Annotated in this window: 18 protein-coding genes; 17 read left to right on the top strand and 1 reads right to left on the bottom strand. The window is 66.7% G+C overall.

Translation table 11 applies throughout. The annotated features are described in order from the left end of the window. Positions 1-255 precede the first annotated feature (255 nt). The 15 genes from mraZ to lpxC all read left to right on the top strand — a co-directional run bounded on the left by mraZ (position 256) and on the right by lpxC (position 17,118). Entirely contained in the window at positions 256-702 is a 447-nt protein-coding gene (gene mraZ, locus C1922_RS03505; protein WP_004143635.1) for a division/cell wall cluster transcriptional repressor MraZ, read from the top strand. 14 nt (positions 703-716) lie between these two features. Continuing rightward, on the top strand, positions 717-1,700 hold the full coding sequence (gene rsmH / locus C1922_RS03510; RefSeq protein WP_108748522.1) for a 16S rRNA (cytosine(1402)-N(4))-methyltransferase RsmH: 984 nt from the start codon (positions 717-719) through the stop codon (positions 1,698-1,700). Next, positions 1,697-1,960: a cell division protein FtsL gene (gene ftsL / locus C1922_RS03515; RefSeq protein WP_108748523.1), complete on the top strand. Its 264-nt coding sequence runs from the start codon at positions 1,697-1,699 to the stop codon at positions 1,958-1,960. The genes rsmH and ftsL overlap by 4 nt, the downstream gene beginning before the upstream one ends. Continuing rightward, positions 1,957-3,804, top strand: coding sequence for a penicillin-binding protein 2 (locus C1922_RS03520; RefSeq protein ID WP_108748524.1), 1,848 nt, complete (start codon positions 1,957-1,959; stop codon positions 3,802-3,804). Before ftsL ends, C1922_RS03520 begins: the two co-directional genes overlap by 4 nt. Continuing rightward, complete coding sequence (locus C1922_RS03525) at positions 3,801-5,309, top strand: UDP-N-acetylmuramoyl-L-alanyl-D-glutamate--2,6-diaminopimelate ligase (RefSeq protein WP_108748525.1); 1,509 nt, start codon at positions 3,801-3,803, stop codon at positions 5,307-5,309. Before C1922_RS03520 ends, C1922_RS03525 begins: the two co-directional genes overlap by 4 nt. Beyond that, positions 5,306-6,700: a UDP-N-acetylmuramoyl-tripeptide--D-alanyl-D-alanine ligase gene (gene murF, locus C1922_RS03530; protein WP_108748526.1), complete on the top strand. Its 1,395-nt coding sequence runs from the start codon at positions 5,306-5,308 to the stop codon at positions 6,698-6,700. Before C1922_RS03525 ends, murF begins: the two co-directional genes overlap by 4 nt. Beyond that, positions 6,690-7,775: a phospho-N-acetylmuramoyl-pentapeptide-transferase gene (gene mraY, locus C1922_RS03535; RefSeq protein ID WP_108748527.1), complete on the top strand. Its 1,086-nt coding sequence runs from the start codon at positions 6,690-6,692 to the stop codon at positions 7,773-7,775. Before murF ends, mraY begins: the two co-directional genes overlap by 11 nt. 2 nt (positions 7,776-7,777) lie before the next feature. Further along, a complete protein-coding gene (gene ftsW, locus C1922_RS03540) occupies positions 7,778-9,118 on the top strand; it encodes a putative lipid II flippase FtsW (RefSeq protein WP_108748528.1) in 1,341 nt (446 codons plus the stop codon). Then, positions 9,115-10,212, top strand: a complete 1,098-nt coding sequence (murG, locus tag C1922_RS03545; RefSeq protein ID WP_108748529.1) for an undecaprenyldiphospho-muramoylpentapeptide beta-N-acetylglucosaminyltransferase — start codon at positions 9,115-9,117, stop codon at positions 10,210-10,212. The genes ftsW and murG overlap by 4 nt, the downstream gene beginning before the upstream one ends. A 40-nt stretch (positions 10,213-10,252) precedes the next feature. Then, on the top strand, positions 10,253-11,689 hold the full coding sequence (gene murC, locus C1922_RS03550; RefSeq protein ID WP_108748530.1) for a UDP-N-acetylmuramate--L-alanine ligase: 1,437 nt from the start codon (positions 10,253-10,255) through the stop codon (positions 11,687-11,689). Beyond that, on the top strand, positions 11,686-12,648 hold the full coding sequence (locus C1922_RS03555) for a D-alanine--D-alanine ligase (protein WP_108748531.1): 963 nt from the start codon (positions 11,686-11,688) through the stop codon (positions 12,646-12,648). The genes murC and C1922_RS03555 overlap by 4 nt, the downstream gene beginning before the upstream one ends. Beyond that, on the top strand, positions 12,645-13,391 hold the full coding sequence (locus tag C1922_RS03560; protein ID WP_108748532.1) for a cell division protein FtsQ/DivIB: 747 nt from the start codon (positions 12,645-12,647) through the stop codon (positions 13,389-13,391). The genes C1922_RS03555 and C1922_RS03560 overlap by 4 nt, the downstream gene beginning before the upstream one ends. Then, the gene (gene ftsA / locus C1922_RS03565; RefSeq protein ID WP_079220634.1) at positions 13,388-14,623 is read left to right on the top strand and encodes a cell division protein FtsA; all 1,236 of its coding nucleotides are present in this window, start codon (positions 13,388-13,390) and stop codon (positions 14,621-14,623) included. Before C1922_RS03560 ends, ftsA begins: the two co-directional genes overlap by 4 nt. Before the next feature lie 167 nt (positions 14,624-14,790). Next, positions 14,791-16,026, top strand: coding sequence for a cell division protein FtsZ (ftsZ, locus tag C1922_RS03570; protein WP_108748533.1), 1,236 nt, complete (start codon positions 14,791-14,793; stop codon positions 16,024-16,026). 180 nt (positions 16,027-16,206) lie between these two features. Further along, a complete protein-coding gene (lpxC, locus tag C1922_RS03575; RefSeq protein ID WP_108748534.1) occupies positions 16,207-17,118 on the top strand; it encodes a UDP-3-O-acyl-N-acetylglucosamine deacetylase in 912 nt (303 codons plus the stop codon). Positions 17,119-17,399: 281 nt separating this feature from the next. Here the strand turns inward: lpxC and C1922_RS03580 are convergent, their stop codons facing one another. Further along, positions 17,400-17,849: a DUF721 domain-containing protein gene (locus C1922_RS03580; protein ID WP_108748535.1), complete on the bottom strand. Its 450-nt coding sequence runs from the start codon at positions 17,847-17,849 to the stop codon at positions 17,400-17,402. 12 nt (positions 17,850-17,861) lie between these two features. Here C1922_RS03580 and C1922_RS03585 point away from each other — a divergent pair, with 12 nt between their 5' ends. Together C1922_RS03585 and secA are read left to right on the top strand one after the other, a co-directional pair. After that, positions 17,862-18,815 carry a M23 family metallopeptidase gene (locus C1922_RS03585; protein ID WP_108748536.1) on the top strand — a complete coding sequence of 318 codons (954 nt, stop codon included), beginning with the start codon at positions 17,862-17,864 and terminating at the stop codon, positions 18,813-18,815. A gap of 252 nt (positions 18,816-19,067) precedes the next feature. Beyond that, positions 19,068-21,800, top strand: coding sequence for a preprotein translocase subunit SecA (gene secA, locus C1922_RS03590; RefSeq protein ID WP_108748537.1), 2,733 nt, complete (start codon positions 19,068-19,070; stop codon positions 21,798-21,800). Positions 21,801-21,874 lie beyond the last annotated feature (74 nt).

Below are 21,874 nucleotides of genomic sequence, written 5' to 3' on the forward strand. Positions count from 1 at the left end.
ATGTTTCACGCCATCTACACGCCCCTGAACTTCGGTTCAATCTCAAAAATTGAGACGGATCAGCAACTTGTGGATAAGCCTTGAACAATTCTCTAAACATTGCTGCAAGCCATTGATGCGGCAGGCGATTTCCCTGCTGAAAAGTTGTTGACAACCCTTGGTCCGCTGCTAAGGTGGGCATCAGAGGGAAATCCGGGTGTTTTGTGGGTTTTCGTGGTTCAATGTTTCACCGGGCGAAGGATAGGTGCACGCGTCGTGTTCCAGGGCGAGACGGCCATCACAGTTGACGACAAAGGACGCATGGCGGTTCCCACCGCCTACCGCGACCTGGTCGCGCGTGCCAGCAACAACCGTCTTGTCCTGACCTACAACCCGTTCGAAGCCGGCTGCCTGTGGCTGTATGCAGAGTCGGAATGGGAACGGGTCCGCGACGATGTGATGTCCAAACCCAACACCCAGCGCGTCGTGCGCCTGTTGCAGCAGAAGCTGGTCGGCTCGGCCGCCCACCTCGAGCTGGACGGCAACGGTCGTATCAGCATTCCCGCCAGCCACCGCGGTGCGGTGGGCATTGAAAAGAAGGCGGTATTGCTCGGTATGGGCGACAAGTTTGAATTGTGGAGCGAGCAGGCGCATCGGGCCCTGATCCAGCAGACATTGTCTGACGAGGATCTGGGTGATGGGCTTCTCGACCTGAAGTTGTGAGCCGGGGTGCCCGGATGCGCCCAGAAGCGCAGACCGGTCACCTTCCGGTGTCGCAGTCGCCGGCGGTGCACCTGCCGGTCCTGTACACCCAGGTCATCGAAGGCCTGAGGGTGATCGAAAACGGACGTTATCTGGATGGCACGTTCGGTCGTGGCGGTCATGCACGTGGCGTGCTTACTCAGCTCGGTCCCGAGGGGCGCCTGCTGGTCATGGACAAGGATCCGGAAGCCATTGCCGTTGCCGAGCGCGATTTCGCGCCGGACCCGCGCGTGTCCATCTTCCGTGGCAGCTTCGCCCAGCTGCTGCAGTGGAACGAGACGGCCGAAGGCCTGGATGGCGTGCTGTTCGACCTGGGCGTGTCCTCGCCGCAGCTGGACGTGGCCGAACGCGGTTTCAGCTTCGGCAAGGACGGCCCGCTGGACATGCGCATGGACCCGGACAGCGGTGAAAGCGCCGCGCAGTGGCTCAACCGCGTGGAAGATCGCGAGATCGCCGACGTGCTGTGGACCTACGGCGAAGAGCGGCAGAGCCGCCGCATCGCCCGTGCCATCGTGGCCCGCCGCGAGAAGCAGCCGTTCACCCGTACCGCCGAACTGGCCGAGCTGATCGCCTCGGTGATGCCGCGCAGCAAGTCGGGATCCGATAAGAGCCGGATCCACCCGGCCACGCGCAGCTTCCAGGCCATCCGCATCCACATCAACCGCGAGCTGGCAGATCTGGAAGCTGGCCTCGATGCGGCCGTGGAACGGCTCAAGCCCGGTGGCCGCCTGGCCGTGATCAGCTTCCATTCGCTGGAAGACCGCATCGTCAAGCAGTACATGAACCGCCTGGCCAAGGCGCCGCCGGCCAACCGCCGCCTGCCCGAAGCAGCGGTGTTCGTGCCGACCCTGGACCTGATCGGGGGCGCCATCAAGGCCACCGACGAAGAACTGGCGGCCAACCCGCGTGCCCGCAGCGCCGTGCTGCGCGTGGCCCAGAAGCGGGAGGCCGGTGCATGAGCCGGCTGCTGCTGATCATCCTGTTGGCCTGCACCGTGGCCTCGGCGATCGGCGTCGTGTTCGTGCGTCACCGTCACCGGCAGACGTTCATCGAGCTGTCGCGCGCCGAGCGCACGCGCGATGACATCAACCTGGAGTTCGGCCGCCTGCAGTTGGAACAGGCCACCTTGGCCGAGGCCAACCGGGTGGACCGCATCGCGCGCGAAAAACTGGGCATGAAGTTCCCTGAAGCCGCCGATGTGGTGGTGGTGCGCCCATGAGCAAGGCCGGCCGCAACCGCCCGCGCAACGCCTTCAACCTGCGCCAGCGCCTGCGTTGGGTCGCCCTGGCGCTCGGCCTGTGCTCGGTCTCTTTGGTCGGTCGCGCCGCCTACGTGCAGATCGTCAACGCCGATTTCTACCAGCGCCAGGGCGAAGCGCGTTACCTGCGCGAGCTGCCGATCAAGACCTCGCGCGGCATGATCACCGACCGCAACGGCGAGCCGCTGGCGGTGTCCACCCCGGTCGCCTCGATCTGGGTGAACCCGCAGGACCTGCTGCGCTCGCCCGAGCGCATTCCCGAGCTGGCCCAGGCCGTGGGCATGTCGGTGGACGAACTGAGCAGCCGCCTGTCGCAGAAGTCGGACAAGGAATTCATGTACCTGCGCCGCCGGATCAATCCGGACGAAGCAGAGAAAGTGGTGGCGCTGAAGATTCCGGGCGTGGCCGCACAGCGCGAGTTCCGCCGCTTCTACCCGCAGGGTGAGGCGATGGCGCACGTGCTGGGCTTCACCAACATCGACGACCGCGGCCAGGAAGGGCTGGAACTGGCCTTCGACGAATGGCTGCGCGGCAAGGCCGGCGCCAAGCGGGTGATCCGCAACCGCAAGGGCGAAACGGTGGAAAGCGATCTGCTGCGCGCCGCCGAGCCGGGCAAGGACCTGACCCTCAGCATCGATCGCCGCATCCAGTACCTGGCGTTCAAGGAACTGCGCAACGCACTGGTGGCCAACAAGGCCGCCGGCGGTTCGATGGTGATCATGGACGTGGCCACCGGCGAGATCCTGGCCATGGTCAACCTGCCCACCTACAACCCGAATTCGCTGAACGGTGCGGTGCCGGACACGCGTCGCAACCGCGCCGTGACCGACCTGGTCGAGCCGGGCTCGACGATGAAGCCGCTGACCATTGCCACGGCGCTGCAGGCCGGGGTGGTGACCAAGGACACCATCATCGACACCAACCCGGGCTACATGACCCTGGGCCGCTTCACCATCCGCGACGTGCCACGCAACAACGGCGTGCTCAACGTGACCGGGGTGATCACCCGCAGTTCGAACGTGGGTGCTGCCAAGGTTGCGGCCAAGCTGCCCGATCAGACCTTCTACGATTCGATCCGCAGCTTCGGTTACGGTTCGGTGCCACACAGTGGTTTCCCGGGTGAATCCGGTGGCGTGGTGCTGCGCCCGGCGCGCTGGTCGGGGACGTCCAAGACCACCATGTCCTACGGCTACGGCCTGAACGTCACCCCGCTGCAGATCGCCACGGCTTATTCGGCCCTGGCCAACGGCGGCAAGCTGATCGCGCCGACCTTCGTGAAGGGCCAGCGCAACGAAGGCAAGCAGATCATCGATCCGGCCGTGGCCAAGGAAGTGGTGGCCATGATGGAAACCGTGGTGACCCAGGGCGGCGCCAAGCAGGCGGCGGTGCTGGGCTACCACGTGGCCGGCAAGACCGGTACGGCGCGCAAGGCCGGCCCGGGCGGTTATGAGCGTGGCCATTACAACTCGCTGTTCGCCGGCGTGGTGCCGGCCACCAACCCGCGCTTCGCCACGGTCATCGTCATCAACGACCCGCAGGGCGGTAAGTTCTATGGCGGTCTGGTCTCGGCGCCGGTGTACCACAACGTGATGGAAGGCACCCTGCGGCTGATGGATGTGCCGCTGGACGACCTGCAGTCGTGGTTGGCCGCCCAGCAGTCCGGAAAGATGGGCCATTCGGCGTCCATCCTGCCGGCACCGCCGGCTGAAACCGCGTTGCCAGCCGATGCTGCCGCCGAATTCGACGCCGCGCTGCCCAGCGCGCAGAACCATGTGCCGGCCCCGCCCGCGGGAGGCACGCAATGAGCCCTTCGATGTTGCTTTCGCAGTTGCTTCCCGACGTTGCCCTGGCGGGCAATGATCCCGTTCTGACTGGCCTGGTGCTGGACAGCCGTGCCGTGCGCCCCGGCAATGCCTTCGTGGCGATTGCCGGTTTCGGCGCGCATGGCCTGGGCTTCGTCGACCACGCGCGTGCCGCCGGCGCCAGCGCCATCCTGTTTGAACCGCCGGCCCCCGCCGAGCTGCCTGCGCCGGCCGACGCCATCGCCGTGCCCGGCCTGCGTGCCCGCCTGGGCGCGATGGCCGACCAGTTCCATGGCGCGCCGTCGCGCGCGATGACCATGGTGGGCGTGACCGGCACCAACGGTAAGACCTCCACCGTGCAGCTGCTGGCCCAGGCCTGGCACCTGCTCGGTACGCTCAGTGGCAGTATCGGCACGTTGGGCGCCGGACTTTATGGTGCGGTCGAGCCGACCGGCTTCACCACCCCGCTGGTGCTGCAGATGCATGCGCTGCTGGCGCAGCTGCGCGCCGACGGTGCGCAGGCCGTGGCGATGGAAGTGAGCTCGCACGCGCTCGACCAGGGCCGCGTGGATGCGGTGCACTACGACGTGGCGGTGTTCACCAACCTCACCCGTGACCACCTGGATTACCACGGCGACATGGCCAGCTACGGCGCGGCCAAGGCACGCCTGTTCCATCGCCCCGGCCTGAAGGCCGCGGTGGTGAACCTGGACGATGCGTTCGGTCGCCAGCTGTTTGCCGGCCTGCCGGCCGGCGTGCAGCCCATCGGCCTGAGTTCGCGTGGCGCCGAGGGCGCACGCGTGCGTGCCGAAGCCCTGCAGCTGGACGGCCGCGGTATTGGTTTCGACCTGGTGATCGACGGCGCGCGCGCTGCGGTGCAGTCGCCGCTGCTGGGCCGCTTCAACGTGGACAACCTGCTGGCCGTGGCCGGCAGCCTGCATGCACTGGGCGAACCGGTCGAGCGCATCGCCGGCGTGCTGTCGGCACTGCAGCCGATCCGTGGCCGCATGAACCGCCTCGGCGGCGAAAACGGCCTGCCCACCGTGGTGGTCGACTACGCACATACGCCCGACGCGCTGGAACAGGCGCTGGACAGCCTGCACGGCCACCTGCAGGGCGCGCTGTACTGCGTGTTCGGCTGCGGTGGCGAGCGCGATACCGGCAAGCGCCCGCAGATGGCGGCCATTGCCGAGCGCCTGGCCAACCAGGTCATCGTGACCGACGACAACCCGCGTGGCGAAGACGGCGACGTGATCGTGGCCGATATCCTGGCTGGCTTCACCAATGCCTCGGCCGTGACCGTGCAGCGCAGCCGCGCGCGTGCGATCGGCCTGGCGGTGAAGCGCGCCGGTGCGGGCGACATCATCCTGATCGCCGGCAAGGGCCACGAGCCCTACCAGGAGGTCAATGGCGTGCGCCACGACTTCGACGACACCGAAGTGTCGGCTGCCGCCCTGGCTGCAAAGGCCGGTGTGATTGCCGCGCAGGCAGGGGAGGGCATCGCATGAAGCGCACCCTGCTTTCGCTGATCGCGCACTGGGCCGGTGGTGAGATCCACGGCGACGACGTGGCCATCGACGCGGTCAGCAACGACACCCGCAGCCTGGGCGCGGGCAGCCTGTACGTGGCCCTGCGCGGCGAGCGTTTCGACGGCCATGATTTCGCCGCCGACGCGCACGCGCGCGGCGCCAGTGCGCTGCTGGTCGAGCGCCTGCTGCCATTGGACGTGCCGCAGGTGCTGGTGGCCGACAGCGAACTGGCCCTGGCCAGGATCGCCGCCGGCATGCAGCGTGACCGTGGCACCGAGGTGTTCGCGATCACCGGCAGCAACGGCAAGACCAGCGTGAAGAGCCTGCTGCTGTCGATCCTGCAGCAGGTGGCCGCGCACACCCACAAGGTGGTGTACGCCAACCCCGGCAACCGCAACAACGAGATCGGCCTGCCGCTGGCGGTGATCGATGCACCGGAAGATGCCGACTATGCCGTCTACGAGATGGGCGCCGGCAAGCCGGGCGACATCGCCTACCTGACCGACATCGCCCGCCCGCGCTACGCGCTGGTGAACAACATCGCACCGGCGCACCTGGAACGCATGGGCAGCCTGCTCGGCGTTGCGGTCACCAAGGGCGCGATCTACGCAGCACTGCCGGCCGATGGCGTGGCGGTGATCAACGTGGACGATGCCTACGGCCGCTGGTTCGAACAGCATTTCATCGGTACCCCGGCCCGTTGCCGGGTGCTGCGCTACGGCCTGGAACACAGTGCCGACGTCACCGCGCGCGATATCCGCGCCGGTGCGCAGGGCAGCCAGTTCACTCTGGTTGCGCCGCAGGGCGAGGTGGGCGTGGTGCTGGGTCTGCCCGGCCGCCACAACATCAGCAATGCGCTGGCCGCTGCCAGCCTGGCACTGGGTGCAGGCATCGGCCTGGACCTGGTGGCCGCCGGCCTGGCCGCCGCGCAACCGGTGCCGGGCCGCCAGATCGCCCACACCCTGCACAGCGGTGCAGTGCTGGTCGATGACAGTTACAACGCCAACCCCGGTTCGCTGTCCGCGGCCATCGACGCCCTGGCCGCTGCGCCGGAAGAGGGTTGGCTGGTGCTGGGTGACATGCGCGAGCTGGGCCCCGATGCCGAGGCCCTGCACGCGCAGGCTGGCCTGCGCGCCCGCGCGGCCGGTCTGAAGCGTCTGTACGCGCTGGGCCCGCTCAGCGCCGCCGCCGCGGTTGCCTTCGGTGAAGGTGGCCGCCATTTCGCCACCCATGATGCGCTGTCGAAGGCGCTGCAGGACGAGTTGCACGCTGGTGTGCGCTGCCTGGTCAAGGGTTCCCGTGGCAGTGCCATGGACCTGATCGTCAAAGCGCTGCTGGCGCAAGGAGAGGAATCCCCGCATGTTGTATGAACTGGCTCGATGGTTGCAGCAGTTGGAGAGCCTGTTCGGGCTGTTCAACTACCAGACCTTCCGCGCGATCCTGGCCGCGCTGACGGCGCTGTTCCTGTCGCTGTGGCTCGGCCCGGCGGTGATCCGCCGGCTGGCCCAGTTCAAGGGCGGCCAGCCGATCCGCACCGATGGCCCGCAGACCCACTTCTCCAAGGCCGGTACGCCCACCATGGGCGGCTCGCTGATCCTGCTCACCGTCACCCTGTCGGTGCTGATGTGGGCCGACCTGCGCAATCGCTACGTCTGGCTGGTGCTGGCCGTGATGCTGTGCTTCGGTGCCATCGGCTGGTACGACGACTGGATCAAGATCGTGCGCCGCGACCCGAACGGTCTGAAGTCGCGCTGGAAGTACCTGCTGCAGTCGATCTTCGGCCTGGCCGCGGGCATCTTCCTGTTCCAGACCGCCGACGTGCCGGCGGCGCTGACCTTCTACATCCCGATGTTCAAGTCGGTGGCGCTGCCGCTGGCCGGCATCGGCTTCGTGGCCATCGCCTACTTCTGGATCGTCGGCTTCTCCAACGCGGTGAACCTGACCGACGGCCTGGACGGCCTGGCGATCATGCCCACGGTGCTGGTGGCCTGCGCGCTGGGCGTGTTCGCCTATGCGTCGGGCAACGCGGTGTTCGCCAACTACCTGCAGATTCCGCAGATTCCCGGCGCCGGTGAGCTGGTCATCATCTGCGCGGCCATTGCCGGCGCGGGCCTGGGCTTCCTGTGGTTCAACACCTATCCGGCCATGGTCTTCATGGGCGATATCGGCGCGCTGTCGCTGGGCGCGGTGCTGGGCACCATCGCAGTGATCACCCGCCAGGAACTGGTGCTGGTGATCATGGGCGGCGTGTTCGTCATCGAAACGCTGTCGGTGATGATCCAGGTCGCCTCGTTCAAGCTGACCGGCAAGCGCGTGTTCCGCATGGCGCCCATCCACCACCACTTCGAACTGAAGGGCTGGCCCGAACCGCGCGTGATCGTGCGCTTCTGGATCATCTCGGTGGTGCTGGTGCTGATCGGCCTGGCCACGTTGAAGGTGCGCTGAGCATGAACGACCTGTCCCGCCAGGCAACCCGCCTTGAAGCCATCGAAGGCAGCTACGACAAGTGGCTGCTGGGCGCGATCATCGCGCTCACCGGCGTGGGCGTGGTGATGGTGGCGTCCAGTTCGATCGCGCTGATGAGCAGCCCGTTCTACTACCTCAACCGCCACCTGATCTTCCTGGCGGTGGGCATCGTGCTGGCAGTCATCGCCGCGCGCACCGAACTGAAGTCGATCGAGCAGTACAACCAGGTGCTGCTGCTGGGCTGCTTCGCGCTGCTGCTGGTGGTGTTCATTCCCGGCCTGGGCAGCAGCGTGAACGGCGCCCGCCGCTGGATCAACCTGGGTATTTCCAAGTTCCAGACCGTGGAAGCGGTGAAGGTGCTCTACATCGTCTGGCTGTCCAGCTACCTGGTGCGCTTCCGCGATGAAGTGAACGCGACCTGGCCGGCCATGCTGAAGCCGCTGGGCGTGGCTGGTGCGCTGGTGGTGCTGCTGCTGCTGCAGCCCGACTTCGGTTCGTCCACCCTGCTGCTGGCCATCACCGCCGGCATGCTGGTACTGGGCGGGGTGAACATGCCGCGCATGTCGATGCCGGTGGTGATCGGCCTGGTGGGCATGAGCGCACTGGCCATCATCGAGCCGTACCGCATGCGCCGCATCACCTCGTTCCTGGACCCGTGGGCCGACCAGCAGGGCGATGGCTACCAGTTGTCCAACGCGCTGATGGCGGTGGGCCGCGGTGAGTGGACCGGCGTGGGCCTGGGCAATTCGGTGCAGAAGCTGTACTACCTGCCCGAAGCGCATACCGACTTCATCTTCTCGGTCACGGCCGAGGAATTCGGCTTCCTGGGCACCTGCGTGATCATCGCCCTGTACGCGCTGCTGGTGGGCCGCACCTTCTGGCTGGGCATGCGCTGCGTGGAAATGAAGCGCCACTTCTCCGGTTACATCGCCTTCGGCATCGGTCTGTGGATCAGCATGCAGACCTTCGTTTCGATCGGCGTGAACCTGGGCATCCTGCCGACCAAGGGCCTGACCCTGCCGCTGATCTCGTCCGGCGGTTCGTCGGTGCTGATGACCTGCGTGGCGATGGGCCTGCTGCTGCGCGTGTCCTACGAATTGAAGCGCGCCGAGCGCCGCCAGGCCGTGCGCATCGGCGCGGCCGACGAAGGCATGCCGGTGGCAGCGGCCAGCGCGCCGGCAGCCCCGGCCGCACCGGCAGCGGCGCCTTCGGTGGCCAACGCTGCGGCCAGCACGACTGCCGCGGCAGGGCCCGCTGCGGCCGCGCGCGGCACCAGCCGCCTGCAGTCGCGCATTGAACCGACCTTCGGGAGGCTCTCATGAGTGCTGCCCCGACCACCACTGCCAGCAACCGCCCGGTGATGATCCTGGCCGGCGGTACCGGCGGCCACATCTTCCCCGGCCTGGCCGTGGCCCGCGTGCTGCGCGAACGCGGCGTGCCGGTCACCTGGATGGGCGCCGACGGCGCGATGGAAACCCGCCTGGTGCCGCAGCACGGCATCCACATCGATACGCTGGCCATCACCGGGCTGCGTGGCAAGGGCAAGCTGGCCCTGCTGGCCGCACCGTGGCGGCTGATGCGCGCGCTGCGCGCGGCCGGCATGATCATCCGCCAGCGCCAGCCGCGTGCGGTGGTCGCCTTCGGTGGCTTTGCTTCCGGTCCTGGCGGCATGGCCACGCGCCTGCATGGCCTGCCGCTGATCGTGCACGAACAGAACCGTGCGCCGGGCCTGACCAACCGCATCCTGTCGCGCTATGCGCGCCGCCTGCTGACCGGCTTCCCCGGGACCTTCGCCAAGGGCGAAGAGTTCGTCGGCAACCCGGTGCGTGCGGAAATCGCCGCCATCGCACCGCCGGAACAGCGCTTCGCCGACCGTCACGGTCCGCTGCGCGTACTGGTGGTCGGTGGCAGCCAGGGCGCACGGGCGCTGAACACCGGCGTGCCGCAGGCCATTGCCGCGCTGGGCGCCGGCGTGGCAGTGCAGGTGCGGCACCAGAGCGGCGAGAAGATGCACGCCGAAGCGGTCGAGGCGTATGCCAAGGCCGGTATGCAGGCTGAGATCACGCCCTTCATCGCCGACATGGCCGACGCCTTCGCGTGGGCCGACCTGGTGGTGTGCCGTTCCGGCGCGTCGACCCTGGCCGAACTGTGCGCGGTGGGCGTGGGCAGCGTGCTGGTGCCATTCCCCGCCGCCGTTGATGACCACCAGACCCGCAATGCGGAGTATCTGGTGGAGCGCAACGCGGCCGTGTTGCTGAAGCAGGACGGAACGCTGGCCGACGGCATTGCCGCACTGCTGCGCGAACTGTCCGAAAATCCCGCCCGCCGCATGCAGATGGCGCAAGCCGCGCGTGCCCTGGCCAAGGTCGATGCCGCCGAGCGCATCGCCGATATCATTCTTGAGGAAGCAGTATGAAGAAGGCCTGCCATAGCGCCTGCCACGCGCGAGGCCGCGCATGATCCGCCGCCTGCATGACACCAACGATCTGGTGCGCGCGTTCCCGCGCGTGCATTTCGTCGGCATCGGCGGCACCGGCATGAGCGGCATCGCCGAAGTGATGCTGACGCTGGGCTACGAAGTGTCCGGTTCGGACAACGCCGACAACGCGGCCACCCGCCGCCTGGCCGGTCTGGGTGCGCGCATCATGCGCGGCCATTCGGCGGCCAACGTGCTGGGCACCGACTGCGTGGTGGTGTCCAGCGCCATCCGCGAAGACAACCCCGAGCTGATGGAAGCGCGCAGCCAGCGCATTCCGATCATGCCGCGCGCGGCCATGCTGGCCGAGCTGATGCGCTTCCGCCGCGGCATCGCTGTGGCCGGCACCCATGGCAAGACCACCACCACCAGCCTGACCGCGGCGGTGCTGAGCGAAGGCGGTCTGGACCCGACGTTCGTGATCGGTGGCCAGCTGCTGGCCGCGGGTGCCAACGCCAAGCTGGGCGGTGGCCAGTGGCTGGTGGCCGAGGCCGACGAAAGCGATGGCAGCTTCCTGCGCCTGAACCCGCTGATGTCGATCATCACGAACATCGATGCCGACCACCTGGAAAACTACGGCAACGATTTTGCCCGCGTGCAGGCCGCGTTCGCCGAGTTCCTGCAGCGCCTGCCCTTCTATGGCCTGGCCGTGCTGTGCATCGACGACCCGGAAGTGGCCGCGCTGGCCGCCAAGACCCCGCGCCATGTGATGAGCTACGGCATGAGCCCGCAGGCCGACGTGCGTGCGGAAAACGTGGTGCAGGAAGGTTCGCGCATGCGCTTCACGCTGCGCCTGCCGCAGGGCACCAGCCAGGAAGTGGTGCTGGCCCTGCCGGGCAAGCACAACGTGCTGAACGCACTGGCCGCTGCGGCGGTGGGCTGGCAGCTGGGCGTGGCCCCGGACGCGATCGCGCGTGCGCTGGAAAGCTTTGCCGGCGTCGGCCGTCGCTTCAACGATCTGGGCGAAGTGACCACCGCCAGCGGCGCCAAGGTGCGCATCATCGACGACTACGGCCATCACCCCAGCGAGCTGGAGGCAGTGTTCGCCGCGGCACGCGGCGGCTGGACCGACAAGCGTCTGGTCGTGGCCTTCCAGCCGCACCGTTACAGCCGTACCCGCGACCAGTTCGACAAGTTCGCGGCGGTGCTGTCCAGCGTGGATGCACTGGTGCTGAGCGAGGTGTACCCGGCCGGTGAAGAACCGATTGCCGGTGCCGATTCGCATGCGCTGGCCCGTGCCATCCGTGCGCGCGGCCGCAGCGAGCCGGTGGTGGTGGGCAAGGCCGCCGAACTGGCCAGCGTGCTGCCGGACGTGCTGCAGGACGGTGACCTGCTGCTGATGATGGGCGCCGGCGATATTGGCGCCGTGGCCAGCCAAATCGCCGTGGAAGGCTTCAAGGTGGAGGGCCAGGCGTGAGCACGCTGACCTTCCCGCCGCTGCGCAGCACCGACCCGGCCGTGTTCGGCCGCGTGGCCGTGCTGCTGGGCGGCACGTCCAGTGAACGCGAGGTCTCGCTCGATTCCGGCCGCAACGTGCTGGAAGCGCTGCAGGCGCGCGGCGTCGATGCGTTCGCCGTCGACGGTATTCCGGCGCTGGCCAAGGCGCTGGCCGGCGGTGGCATCGACCGCGTGTTCAACATCCTGCACGGCCACAACGGTGGCGGTGAGGACGGCATCGTGCAGGGCCTGATGGACGCCTTCGGCGTGCCGTACACCGGCTCCAGCGTGCTGGGTTCGGCACTGAGCATGGACAAGATCCGCACCAAGCAGGTGTGGCTGTCGCTGGGCCTGCCGACGCCGCAGTACCGGAAAGTGGACGCCTCCACGGTGCACGCGTTGGCAGCCGAACTTGGCCTGCCGGTGGTGGTGAAGCCGGCCAACGAAGGTTCCAGCGTGGGCATCAGCCGGGTCACCGACGATGCCGGCCTGGACGAAGCAGTGGCCTTGGCCGCGCGCTACGACGGCCAACTGCTGATGGAACAGATGGTGCTGGGCGACGAACTGACCGTGGCCATCCTGGGCGATGTGGCGCTGCCGTCGATCCGCATCGTGCCCAAGGGCCAGTGGTACGACTACAACGCCAAGTACATTGCCGAGGACACCCAGTACCTGTGCCCGGGGCTGGACGGCGCCGACGAGGAAGAGATCGGCCGCATCGCCCTGGCCGCCTTCCGCGCGGCGGGCTGCCGTGGCTGGGGCCGGGTGGATGTGATGCGTGACCGCGCGAGCGGCCGCTTCTTCCTGCTGGAAGTGAACACCGCCCCGGGCATGACCAGTCATTCGCTGGTGCCCAAGGCGGCAGCACAGGCCGGCATCGGTTTCGAGGAACTGGTGTGGCGCGTGCTGGAACAGACCCTGGAGGCATCGCACGCATGAACGCGGTGCTGCGCATCTTCGTCTGGCTGTTGGCGCTGTCGGTGGTTGCACTGCCGGTGGTGGCCGTGGTCAATGGCTGGGTCGGCGCCGAGCGCTGGCCGCTGGCGAAGCTGCGCGTGCACGGTGAATTCAAGCGCGTGCCGCCGGAGCAGCTGCAGCAGGTGCTGCTGCCGTATGCCCACGCCGGTTTCTTCGCGGTGAAGCTGCAGGACGCGCAGGACGCACTGGAAAAGCTGCCCTGGGTGGAAAGCGCGCGCGTGCGCAAGCAGTGGCCGGATGTGCTGGAAGTGACCTTGGTCGAGCACAAGCCGTTCGCCCGCTGGGGCAACGACCGCCTGCTGTCCGAGCAGGGCAAGCTGTTCCCCACGCCGAAGAAGCTGGCCGACCTGCAGCTGCCCGAGCTGGACGGCCCGGACAGCCAGACCGAAGAAGTGGTGAAGCTCTACAACGATTCGCGCGCGCTGTTCGCGCCGGCCGGCGTGGATGTGCGCCGGCTGAGCATGGATGCGCGCGGCAGCTGGTCGCTGCTGCTGAGCAATGGCACCGAAGTGGTGGTGGGCCGCGACGATGCCCGCTCGCGCCTGCAGCGCTTCGTGCGCGTGCTGCCGCAGCTGGCCAACCAGGCCGCACCGATTGAACGGGCGGACCTCCGCTATACCAATGGTTTCACGTTGAGCTGGGGCACCCCGCCCCCGGCCGACGCGCCGGCCACCCCGGCACGAAGGACGCAGGAAAGGACATGAATCGCAAGGGTGACAAATCGCTGATCGTCGGCCTGGATATCGGCACCTCCAAGGTGGTGGCGCTGGTGGGCGAGTATTCGCCGGGCAACCCGATCGAAGTGATCGGCATCGGCTCGCATGAGTCGCGCGGCCTGAAGCGCGGCGTGGTGGTGGACATCGAATCGACCGTGCAGTCGATCCAGCGTGCGGTGGAAGAGGCCGAGCTGATGGCCGGCTGCGAGATCCGTTCGGTCTACGCTTCCATTTCCGGCAACCACGTGCAGTGCAAGAACTCGCCGGGCATCGTGCCGATCCGCGACGGTGAAGTGACCTGGGGCGACCTGGATCGCGTGCTGGACGCGGCCAAGGCGGTGGCGATCCCGGCCGACCAGAAGATCCTGCATGCGATCCCGCGCGAATACGTGCTGGACGATTCGCAGGAAGGCATCCGCAACCCGGTGGGCATGACCGGCGTGCGCCTGGAGGTGCATGCGCACCTGGTGGTGTGCGCGCAGTCGGCCGCGGCCAACATCAGCAAGTGCGTGCAGCGCTGCGGCCTGCAGGTGGACGACCTGGTGCTGTCCTCGCTGGCCTCCAGCGTGGCGGTGCTGACCGCTGACGAAAAGGAGCTGGGCGTGGTGCTGGTGGACATGGGCGCGGGCACCACCGATATCGCCGTGTTCGTGCAGGGTGCGATCTGCCACACCGCATCGCTGCCGATCGCCGGCGACCACGTCACCAACGACATCGCGCACATGCTGCGCACGCCCACCCCGGAAGCCGAGCAGATCAAGGTGCGCTACGCCTGCGCCCTGGCCCAGCTGGCCACCGCCGAGGAAAGCATCCAGGTGCCGTCGGTGGGCGACCGTCCGCCGCGCCGCATGCCGCGCCATTCCCTGGCGCAGGCGGTGCAGGGGCGCTACGAGGAAATCTTCGAGATGGTGCAGGCCGAACTGCGCCGCTCCGGCTTCGAGGAGCTGGTACGTGCCGGCCTGGTGCTGACCGGTGGTGCATCGAAGATGGAAGGCGTGGTCGAACTGGCCGAGGAAATGCTGCAGATGCCGGTCCGCGTGGGCATTCCGCAGCACGTGACCGGGCTGGGCGAAGTGGTGGGCAACCCGGTGCATGCCACCGGCGTGGGCCTGCTGCTGATGGGCAGCCAGAACGAACACCCGCGTCGCCCGTCGCTGCCCACCGGGCGCGCCGGCAGCATGTTCAAGAAATTGAAGACCTGGTTCCGCGGCGAGTTCTGACGCGCAACCTGCAACTCCCGGGCGTGCCCGGTCGCAACACCCGCAACACCTGCAGTACCGCTTCAAGGCAACACACAACCCACACAGCCGCAACGGCAACATGACGCGCAAAGGCAGGAGGCCTGAACGCCCATGCCACCGAAAGCGGATACAACGAGGACACGGACATGGCGCATTTTGAACTGATCGAAAAGATGGCACCCAATGCGGTGATCAAGGTTGTTGGCGTGGGCGGCGGCGGCGGCAATGCCGTGGCGCACATGGTCAACTCGGCAGTGGATGGCGTGGAATTCATCACCGCCAACACCGACTCGCAGGCCATCAAGAATTGCGGTGCCAAGCTGCAGCTGCAGCTGGGCACCAACGTCACCAAGGGCCTGGGCGCAGGCGCGAATCCGGAAGTGGGCCGCCAGGCCGCGCTGGAAGACCGCGAGCGCATCATGGACGCCCTGCAGGGTGCGGACATGGTGTTCATCACCGCCGGCATGGGCGGCGGCACCGGCACCGGTGCTGCACCGGTGGTGGCCCAGCTGGCCAAGGAAATGGGCATCCTGACCGTGGCCGTGGTCACCAAGCCGTTCCCGTTCGAAGGCCGTCGCCGCATGCAGGTGGCGCTGAAGGGCATCGAGGAACTGAGCCAGCACTGCGACTCGCTGATCACCATTCCCAATGAAAAGCTGATCACCGTGCTGGGCCGCAACGCCACCATGATCCAGGCGTTCCGCGCTGCCAACGACGTGCTGCAGGGCGCCGTGCAGGGCATCGCCGATCTGATCGTGCGCCCGGGCCTGATCAACGTCGACTTCGCCGACGTGCGCACCGTCATGTCCGAAATGGGCCTGGCGATGATGGGTACCGGCACCGCCCGTGGCGATGACCGCGCCCAGGCCGCTGCCGAATCGGCCATCCAGAACCCGCTGCTGGACGATGTGAACCTGGCAGGTGCCAATGGCATCCTGGTCAACATCACCGCCGGCGCCGACTTCACCATGGCCGAGTTCGACGAGATCGGCCGCACCATCGATGGCTTCGCTTCCGAAGACGCCACCGTGGTGGTCGGCACCGTGCTCGACCCGGACATGCAGGACGAAGTGCGCGTGACCGTGGTGGCCACCGGCCTGAACCGCGTCTCGGCCAGCAAGAGCCAGCGCCCGGGCGAACGTGCGCCGATCAAGCTGGTGCGCAACGCCACCACCGGCCAGCCGGAATTCGGCGACTTCGACAACGGCGGCGATGCGGTGTCCAAGGCCGTGGGCGGCATGGGCCTGGGCCTGCGTCGTGCCAGCAGCGACAGCGTGGCCGCGTCCACTCCGTCGGCACCGAGCGCTTCGTCGCCCGCGGCGGCGGAACTGCCCAACGATTACCTGGACATCCCGGCGTTCCTGCGCCGCCAGGCGGACTGAGCGGGGTAGCCCGGGGCTTGTCCCCCCCGGGTTGCGCCACCATGTCCTGAAATGCAGGCGCCGGGCCAGGATGGGCCCGGCCGCCTTGCTTCGCGCGTCCCACCGGCGTCTACACGGCGTTTCAGCCGGGGTATGGGACCCTGCGTGTTAATCTAGTGTGTCACTTCCGGTCTGCCCCCCATGATCCAGCAACGCACTCTCAAGAACACGATCCGCGCCACCGGCGTTGGCCTGCACAGCGGTGACAAGGTCTACATGACCCTGCGCCCGGCACCGGTCAACCATGGCATCGTGTTCCGTCGTGTCGATCTGGACCCGGTGGTGGAGGTGCCCGCCAAGGCCGAACTGGTCACCGAAGTGACCCTGTGCACCGGCCTGACCTGCAACGACGCCAAGATCCAGACTGTCGAACACCTGATGTCGGCCCTGGCCGGCCTGGGTGTGGACAACATCATTGTCGAACTGTCCTCGCCGGAACTGCCGATCATGGACGGTTCCTCCGGCCCGTTCGTGTTCCTGCTGCAGTCGGCCGGCATCGTGGAACAGAACGCGCCCAAGCGCTTCATCCGCGTGCTGAAGACCGTGGAAGTGACCGAGGGCGACAAGGTGGCCCGCTTCACCCCGTACGAGGGCTACAAGCTGGGCTTCACCATCCAGTTCGACCACCCGATGATTCCGGCCAAGCAGTCGCGCCAGGAAATCGAGTTCTCCACGCAGGCCTACACCAAGGAAATCTCCCGCGCGCGCACCTTCGGTTTCATGCGCGACCTGGAATACATGCGCGAGCGCAACCTGGGCCTGGGCGGCTCGATGGACAACGCCATCGTGCTGGACGAGTTCCGCGTGTTGAACGAAGACGGCCTGCGCTACGCCGACGAATTCGTGCGCCACAAGATTCTTGACGCCATTGGCGACCTCTATCTGGCCGGTGGCCAGGTGCTGGGGGCCTACGAGGGCTTCAAGTCGGGCCATGCGCTCAACAACAAGCTGGTGCGGGCGCTGATGGCCGATGCCACCGCCTGGGAATGGGTGACCTACGAATCGCCCAGCGTGGAAGACCCGGTGGTGTATGCCATGCCGGCTTACGCGTAACTTGCCAAGTTGTTGAATTGAAAAGAAACGACGCCGCCTCACAGGGCGGCGTTGGCGTTTCTGCGGCCCCGCCGGCTGGCGCCGTGAAGCGTGACGTGAATGCGCTCACCGGGTCACGGTTTTGTGAACCTGACCGATAGAAAGCCTGAATTTAACGTTGTTTTAACAACAATCTAACGACTCGACCACGGGGTGCCGCTAGGATGCGACCCGGCCCCCGAAAATGTTTCACGCTGCGGTGACACGCGCGACGGGGAGCGGAGCTGGATGCCCCGCTGCCATCAGGACCCTTTTCCCGTTTTACCGGGAACATCCTGCAAGGCTGCCAAGGCGTCGCGTAGCCCTTTGTGCGTGGCGGCTGAAACTGCGTGGGGGCCATTCCGGTTGTCGTGCGCTGGGGAGCGCGAGGGAGTGGGAGACGCAGTCTTGATGGTCACCTTGGTGGCCTTCAGCCCGATGGACCGGGCCGCGTCGAGCAACTGGGCTTCGGCAAGCCGCAACTTGGCATGCCAGACCGGGGATTCGACGAGAAAAACGAGGTGTTCGCCGTCCACATTGGCCAACCGGCAACGGTTGCGCAGCGGGGGCGGCAGTTGGGGGCGCAACTGACGGTCCAGCGCGTCGAGCCACAAGGCACGCCGCAGCGGGTTCCCGCTTTTGTCCGCCATCACTGCATCCAGGGCCGGTTTCGGCTTGGACGCAGGGCGAACGCTGGATTTCGGCTCAGACATGAAAACTCACTGATGGCATTCAAAAAGATCGTAATCAAAACGCGTGAACGTCAGGCCAAATCGCCGCTCACGCGTCTGCGGTTCTACTTCGAGGACCGTCCCCGCGCCCTGCTGGGCAGCGTGCTCGGGGTAGGCTGCATTATCGGCCTTGCCGGCGGCTTCGGCGCCAGCGCGCTGAACGACTCGCGCCTGCAGGCCAAGGTCGACCGCCAGGAAGCCGAGCTGGCCAAGGTCCAGCGCGATGCGCAGACCCAGGTCAACGCACTGGCCGCGCGCCTGGGCGAGCTGCAGGCCCAGGCCACCCGCCTGAACGCGCTGGGCGAACGGCTGACCCAGATGGGCAAGCTGGAAGACGGCGAATTCGACTTCAACGAGACCCCCGGCCTGGGTGACGGCGATGCCGGCGGCCCGACCGCGGACATCCCGGTGAAGGACGTCAACGCCGACTTACAGGTGCTGGAGCAGCGCTTCGCTGCTTCAGGCCGCCAGTTGTCGGTGATGGAATCGCTGATGTTCGACCACCAGCTGCAGCAGAACGCTGTGCCCTCGCGCATGCCGATCCGCAACACCTACATCACGTCCAATTTCGGTACCCGCGCCGATCCGTTCGGTCGCGGTGCCGCCACCCACAAGGGCATGGACTTCCACGCCCGCGTCGGTGACCCGGTGATGTCGGTGGCCGATGGCGTGGTCAGCTTCTCCGGGGTGAAGGGCGGCTATGGCAACGTGGTCGACGTGGACCATGGCAACGGCTACGTGACCCGCTATGCGCACAATTCGCGCCTGGTGGTGAAGGTGGGTGACCTGGTGCGCGCCGGCCAGGAAGTGGCCAAGGCCGGTTCCACCGGCCGCTCGACCGGTGCCCACGTGCACTTCGAAGTCTGGGAAAACGGCAACGTGGTCAACCCGCGCAAGTTCCTGGGTGACGGCGGCAACACGCCGGTGGGCCGTATCAGCCGCGGCTGATTGCGCGCTGGGGGCAGAGCCCTTTCGCCATGGCGAAAGGGGGCCGACCCCGTTTCCGTGTGGGGTCGGCTCTCTTCCGCAACGCGGAAGGGGTTCTGACCCCATCGCGCAAGGGTTGAAACCCCTGCCGCCCGTCCCAAGCTACAATGGGTGTTGCCATCGACAGGGCGCCAGGCGCCCTGTTTCGTTTGCGGCGGACGGATCCCCAGGGGGACGACCGGGCCGCTGTGTCCATCCAACCCGGTTCCTTCAATGATCAACAGCCTGCTTACCCGCGTATTTGGCAGTCGTAACGAACGACAGCTGCGCCAGCTCAACCGCATCGTCGCCAAGATCAATGCGCTGGAGCCGGAGATCGAGAAGCTTTCCGACGAGCAGCTGCAGGCCAAGACGCCGGAGTTCAAGCAGCGCATCGCCGGTGGTGAAGCCCTGGACAAGGTGCTGCCTGAAGCCTTCGCGGTCTGCCGCGAAGCCGGCCGCCGCGTGCTGGGCATGCGCCACTACGATGTGCAGCTGATCGGCGGCATGGTGCTTCACCTGGGCAAGATCGCAGAAATGCGCACCGGTGAAGGCAAGACCCTGGTGGCGACCCTGCCGGTGTACCTGAACGCGCTGGAAGGCAAGGGCGTGCACGTGGTCACCGTGAACGACTACCTGGCCCGCCGCGACGCCGCGCAGATGGGCAAGCTGTACAACTGGCTGGGCCTGAGCGTGGGCGTGGTGTACCCGGGCATGCCGCACAGCGACAAGCGCGAAGCCTACGCCGCCGACATCACCTACGGCACCAACAACGAATTCGGTTTCGATTACCTGCGCGACAACATGGCGCTGTCCAAGGCCGACCGTTACCAGCGCGGCCTGCACTACGCCATCGTCGACGAAGTCGACTCCATCCTGATCGACGAAGCGCGTACCCCGCTGATCATCTCCGGCCCGGCCGACGATTCCCCTGAGCTGTACATCCGGGTGAACCGCATCGTGCCGAACCTGGTGAAGCAGGAAGCCGAAGACGGCGAAGGCGACTTCTGGGTCGACGAAAAGGGCAAGCAGGTGCACCTGTCCGAAGCGGGCATGGAACACGCCGAGCAGCTGCTGGTCGACGCCGGCATCCTCGACGGCCAGACCGAAGGCCTGTACGCGGCGCAGAACCTGACCGTGGTCCACCACCTGAACGCCGCACTGCGCGCGCACGCCATCTACCAGCGTGACGTGGACTACATCGTGCGCGACGGTGAAGTGGTCATCGTCGATGAATTCACCGGTCGTACCCTGTCCGGCCGCCGCTGGTCCGACGGCCTGCACCAGGCCGTGGAAGCGAAGGAAGGCGTGCCGGTCCAGCGCGAGAACCAGACGCTGGCCAGCATCACCTTCCAGAACCTGTTCCGCATGTACAAGAAGCTGTCCGGCATGACCGGTACGGCCGATACCGAAGCATTCGAATTCCAGAGCATCTACGGCCTGGAAGTGGTGGTCATCCCGACCAACCGCCCGACCATCCGCAAGGACAGCCCGGACCAGGTGTTCCTGAACCGCAAGGGCAAGTTCAATGCGGTGCTGGCCGACATTGAAGAGTGCGCCAAGCGCGGCCAGCCGGTGCTGGTGGGTACCACCTCGATCGAAACCTCGGAAATGCTGTCTGAGCACCTGCGCAAGGCCGGTGTGAAGCACGAAGTGCTGAATGCCAAGCAGCACGACCGCGAAGCGACCATCGTCGCCAACGCCGGTCGTCCGGCCGCGGTGACCATCGCCACCAACATGGCCGGCCGTGGTACCGACATCGTGCTGGGTGGTTCGCTCGAAGCGGAAATCCACGAACTGGGCGAGGGCGCGACCGACGAGCAGAAGGCTGCGGTCAAGGCCGAATGGCAGAAGCGCCACGATGCAGTGAAGGCCGCCGGCGGCCTGCATATCGTCGGTACCGAACGCCACGAATCGCGCCGTATCGATAACCAGCTGCGCGGTCGTTCCGGCCGCCAGGGTGACCCGGGTTCGTCCCGCTTCTACCTGTCGCTGGAAGACAACCTGATGCGCATCTTCGCCTCTGACTGGGTGCAGAAGGCCATGCGCATGATGGGCATGAAGGAAGACGACGTCATCGAAGACCGCCTGGTCAGCCGCCAGATCGAGAAGGCGCAGCGCAAGGTGGAAGCGCACAACTTCGACATCCGCAAGAACCTGCTGGACTTCGACGACGTCAACAACGACCAGCGCAAGGTGATCTACTCCCAGCGCGATGAACTGCTGGACGCCGAATCGGTGAAGGACAACGTCGATGGCATCCGCGACGACGTGATCTTCGACGTGGTCGCGCGCTTCGTGCCGCCGAACTCGATCGACGAACAGTGGGATCTGCGCGGCCTGGAAGCCACCCTGGAATCGGATTTCGGCCTGCAGATGTCGCTGGTCGACCTGGTCAAGTCGCACGAAGAACTGGACGCCGAAGCCATTGCCGCCAAGGTGCTGGAGCGCGTGAACCAGCACTTCGCCGAGAAGGAAGCCGGCGTGGGCGAAGAGACCATGCGTGCGCTGGAAAAGCACGTGATGCTGACCGTGCTGGACCAGAGCTGGAAGGAACACCTGGCCCGCATGGACTATCTGCGCCAGGGCATCTACCTGCGCGGCTATGCGCAGAAGCAGCCCAAGCAGGAATACAAGAAGGAAGCCTTCGAGCTGTTCTCGGACATGCTGGAAAACGTGAAGCGCGAAGTGGTGACCCTGCTGGCCCGCGTGCGTATCCGCAGCGACGAGGAAGTGCAGGCACTGGAAGCGGCCGAACGCCAGCAGGCGCAGGCACGCCTGAGCCAGTCGCAGTTCCAGCACCAGGACGCCGGCGGCTACAGCGCCGACGAAGAAGCCGCCCAGGTGCAGGCCGCCCAGCAGGGCGTGGCGCAGCGCCAGCGCGACGAACCGAAGGTCGGCCGCAATGATCCGTGCCCGTGCGGCAGTGGCAAGAAGTTCAAGCACTGCCACGGCCAGCTGAGCTGAGTAAACCGAGCTGAGTCGTAAAAGCCCCGCGAACGCGGGGCTTTTTTCGTTCTGGCAGATGCGTCTTGTGAGTC

Origin of the sequence: Stenotrophomonas sp. ZAC14D2_NAIMI4_7 (assembly GCF_003086675.1) — a bacterium.
Lineage (GTDB): Bacteria > Pseudomonadota > Gammaproteobacteria > Xanthomonadales > Xanthomonadaceae > Stenotrophomonas.

What these genes read in the sequence shown, in the direction of transcription:
- ftsZ (WP_108748533.1), top strand. Translation starts at nt 14,791, where the DNA reads ATGGCGCATTTTGAACTGATCGAAAAGATGGCACCCAATGCGGTGATC.
- C1922_RS03560 (WP_108748532.1), top strand. Translation starts at nt 12,645, where the DNA reads ATGAACGCGGTGCTGCGCATCTTCGTCTGGCTGTTGGCGCTGTCGGTG.
- C1922_RS03580 (WP_108748535.1), bottom strand. Translation starts at nt 17,849, where the DNA reads ATGTCTGAGCCGAAATCCAGCGTTCGCCCTGCGTCCAAGCCGAAACCG.
- ftsA (WP_079220634.1), top strand. Translation starts at nt 13,388, where the DNA reads ATGAATCGCAAGGGTGACAAATCGCTGATCGTCGGCCTGGATATCGGC.
- C1922_RS03520 (WP_108748524.1), top strand. Translation starts at nt 1,957, where the DNA reads ATGAGCAAGGCCGGCCGCAACCGCCCGCGCAACGCCTTCAACCTGCGC.
- mraY (WP_108748527.1), top strand. Translation starts at nt 6,690, where the DNA reads ATGTTGTATGAACTGGCTCGATGGTTGCAGCAGTTGGAGAGCCTGTTC.
- secA (WP_108748537.1), top strand. Translation starts at nt 19,068, where the DNA reads ATGATCAACAGCCTGCTTACCCGCGTATTTGGCAGTCGTAACGAACGA.
- rsmH (WP_108748522.1), top strand. Translation starts at nt 717, where the DNA reads ATGCGCCCAGAAGCGCAGACCGGTCACCTTCCGGTGTCGCAGTCGCCG.
- ftsW (WP_108748528.1), top strand. Translation starts at nt 7,778, where the DNA reads ATGAACGACCTGTCCCGCCAGGCAACCCGCCTTGAAGCCATCGAAGGC.
- C1922_RS03585 (WP_108748536.1), top strand. Translation starts at nt 17,862, where the DNA reads ATGGCATTCAAAAAGATCGTAATCAAAACGCGTGAACGTCAGGCCAAA.
- C1922_RS03525 (WP_108748525.1), top strand. Translation starts at nt 3,801, where the DNA reads ATGAGCCCTTCGATGTTGCTTTCGCAGTTGCTTCCCGACGTTGCCCTG.
- lpxC (WP_108748534.1), top strand. Translation starts at nt 16,207, where the DNA reads ATGATCCAGCAACGCACTCTCAAGAACACGATCCGCGCCACCGGCGTT.
- ftsL (WP_108748523.1), top strand. Translation starts at nt 1,697, where the DNA reads ATGAGCCGGCTGCTGCTGATCATCCTGTTGGCCTGCACCGTGGCCTCG.
- murG (WP_108748529.1), top strand. Translation starts at nt 9,115, where the DNA reads ATGAGTGCTGCCCCGACCACCACTGCCAGCAACCGCCCGGTGATGATC.
- murC (WP_108748530.1), top strand. Translation starts at nt 10,253, where the DNA reads ATGATCCGCCGCCTGCATGACACCAACGATCTGGTGCGCGCGTTCCCG.
- murF (WP_108748526.1), top strand. Translation starts at nt 5,306, where the DNA reads ATGAAGCGCACCCTGCTTTCGCTGATCGCGCACTGGGCCGGTGGTGAG.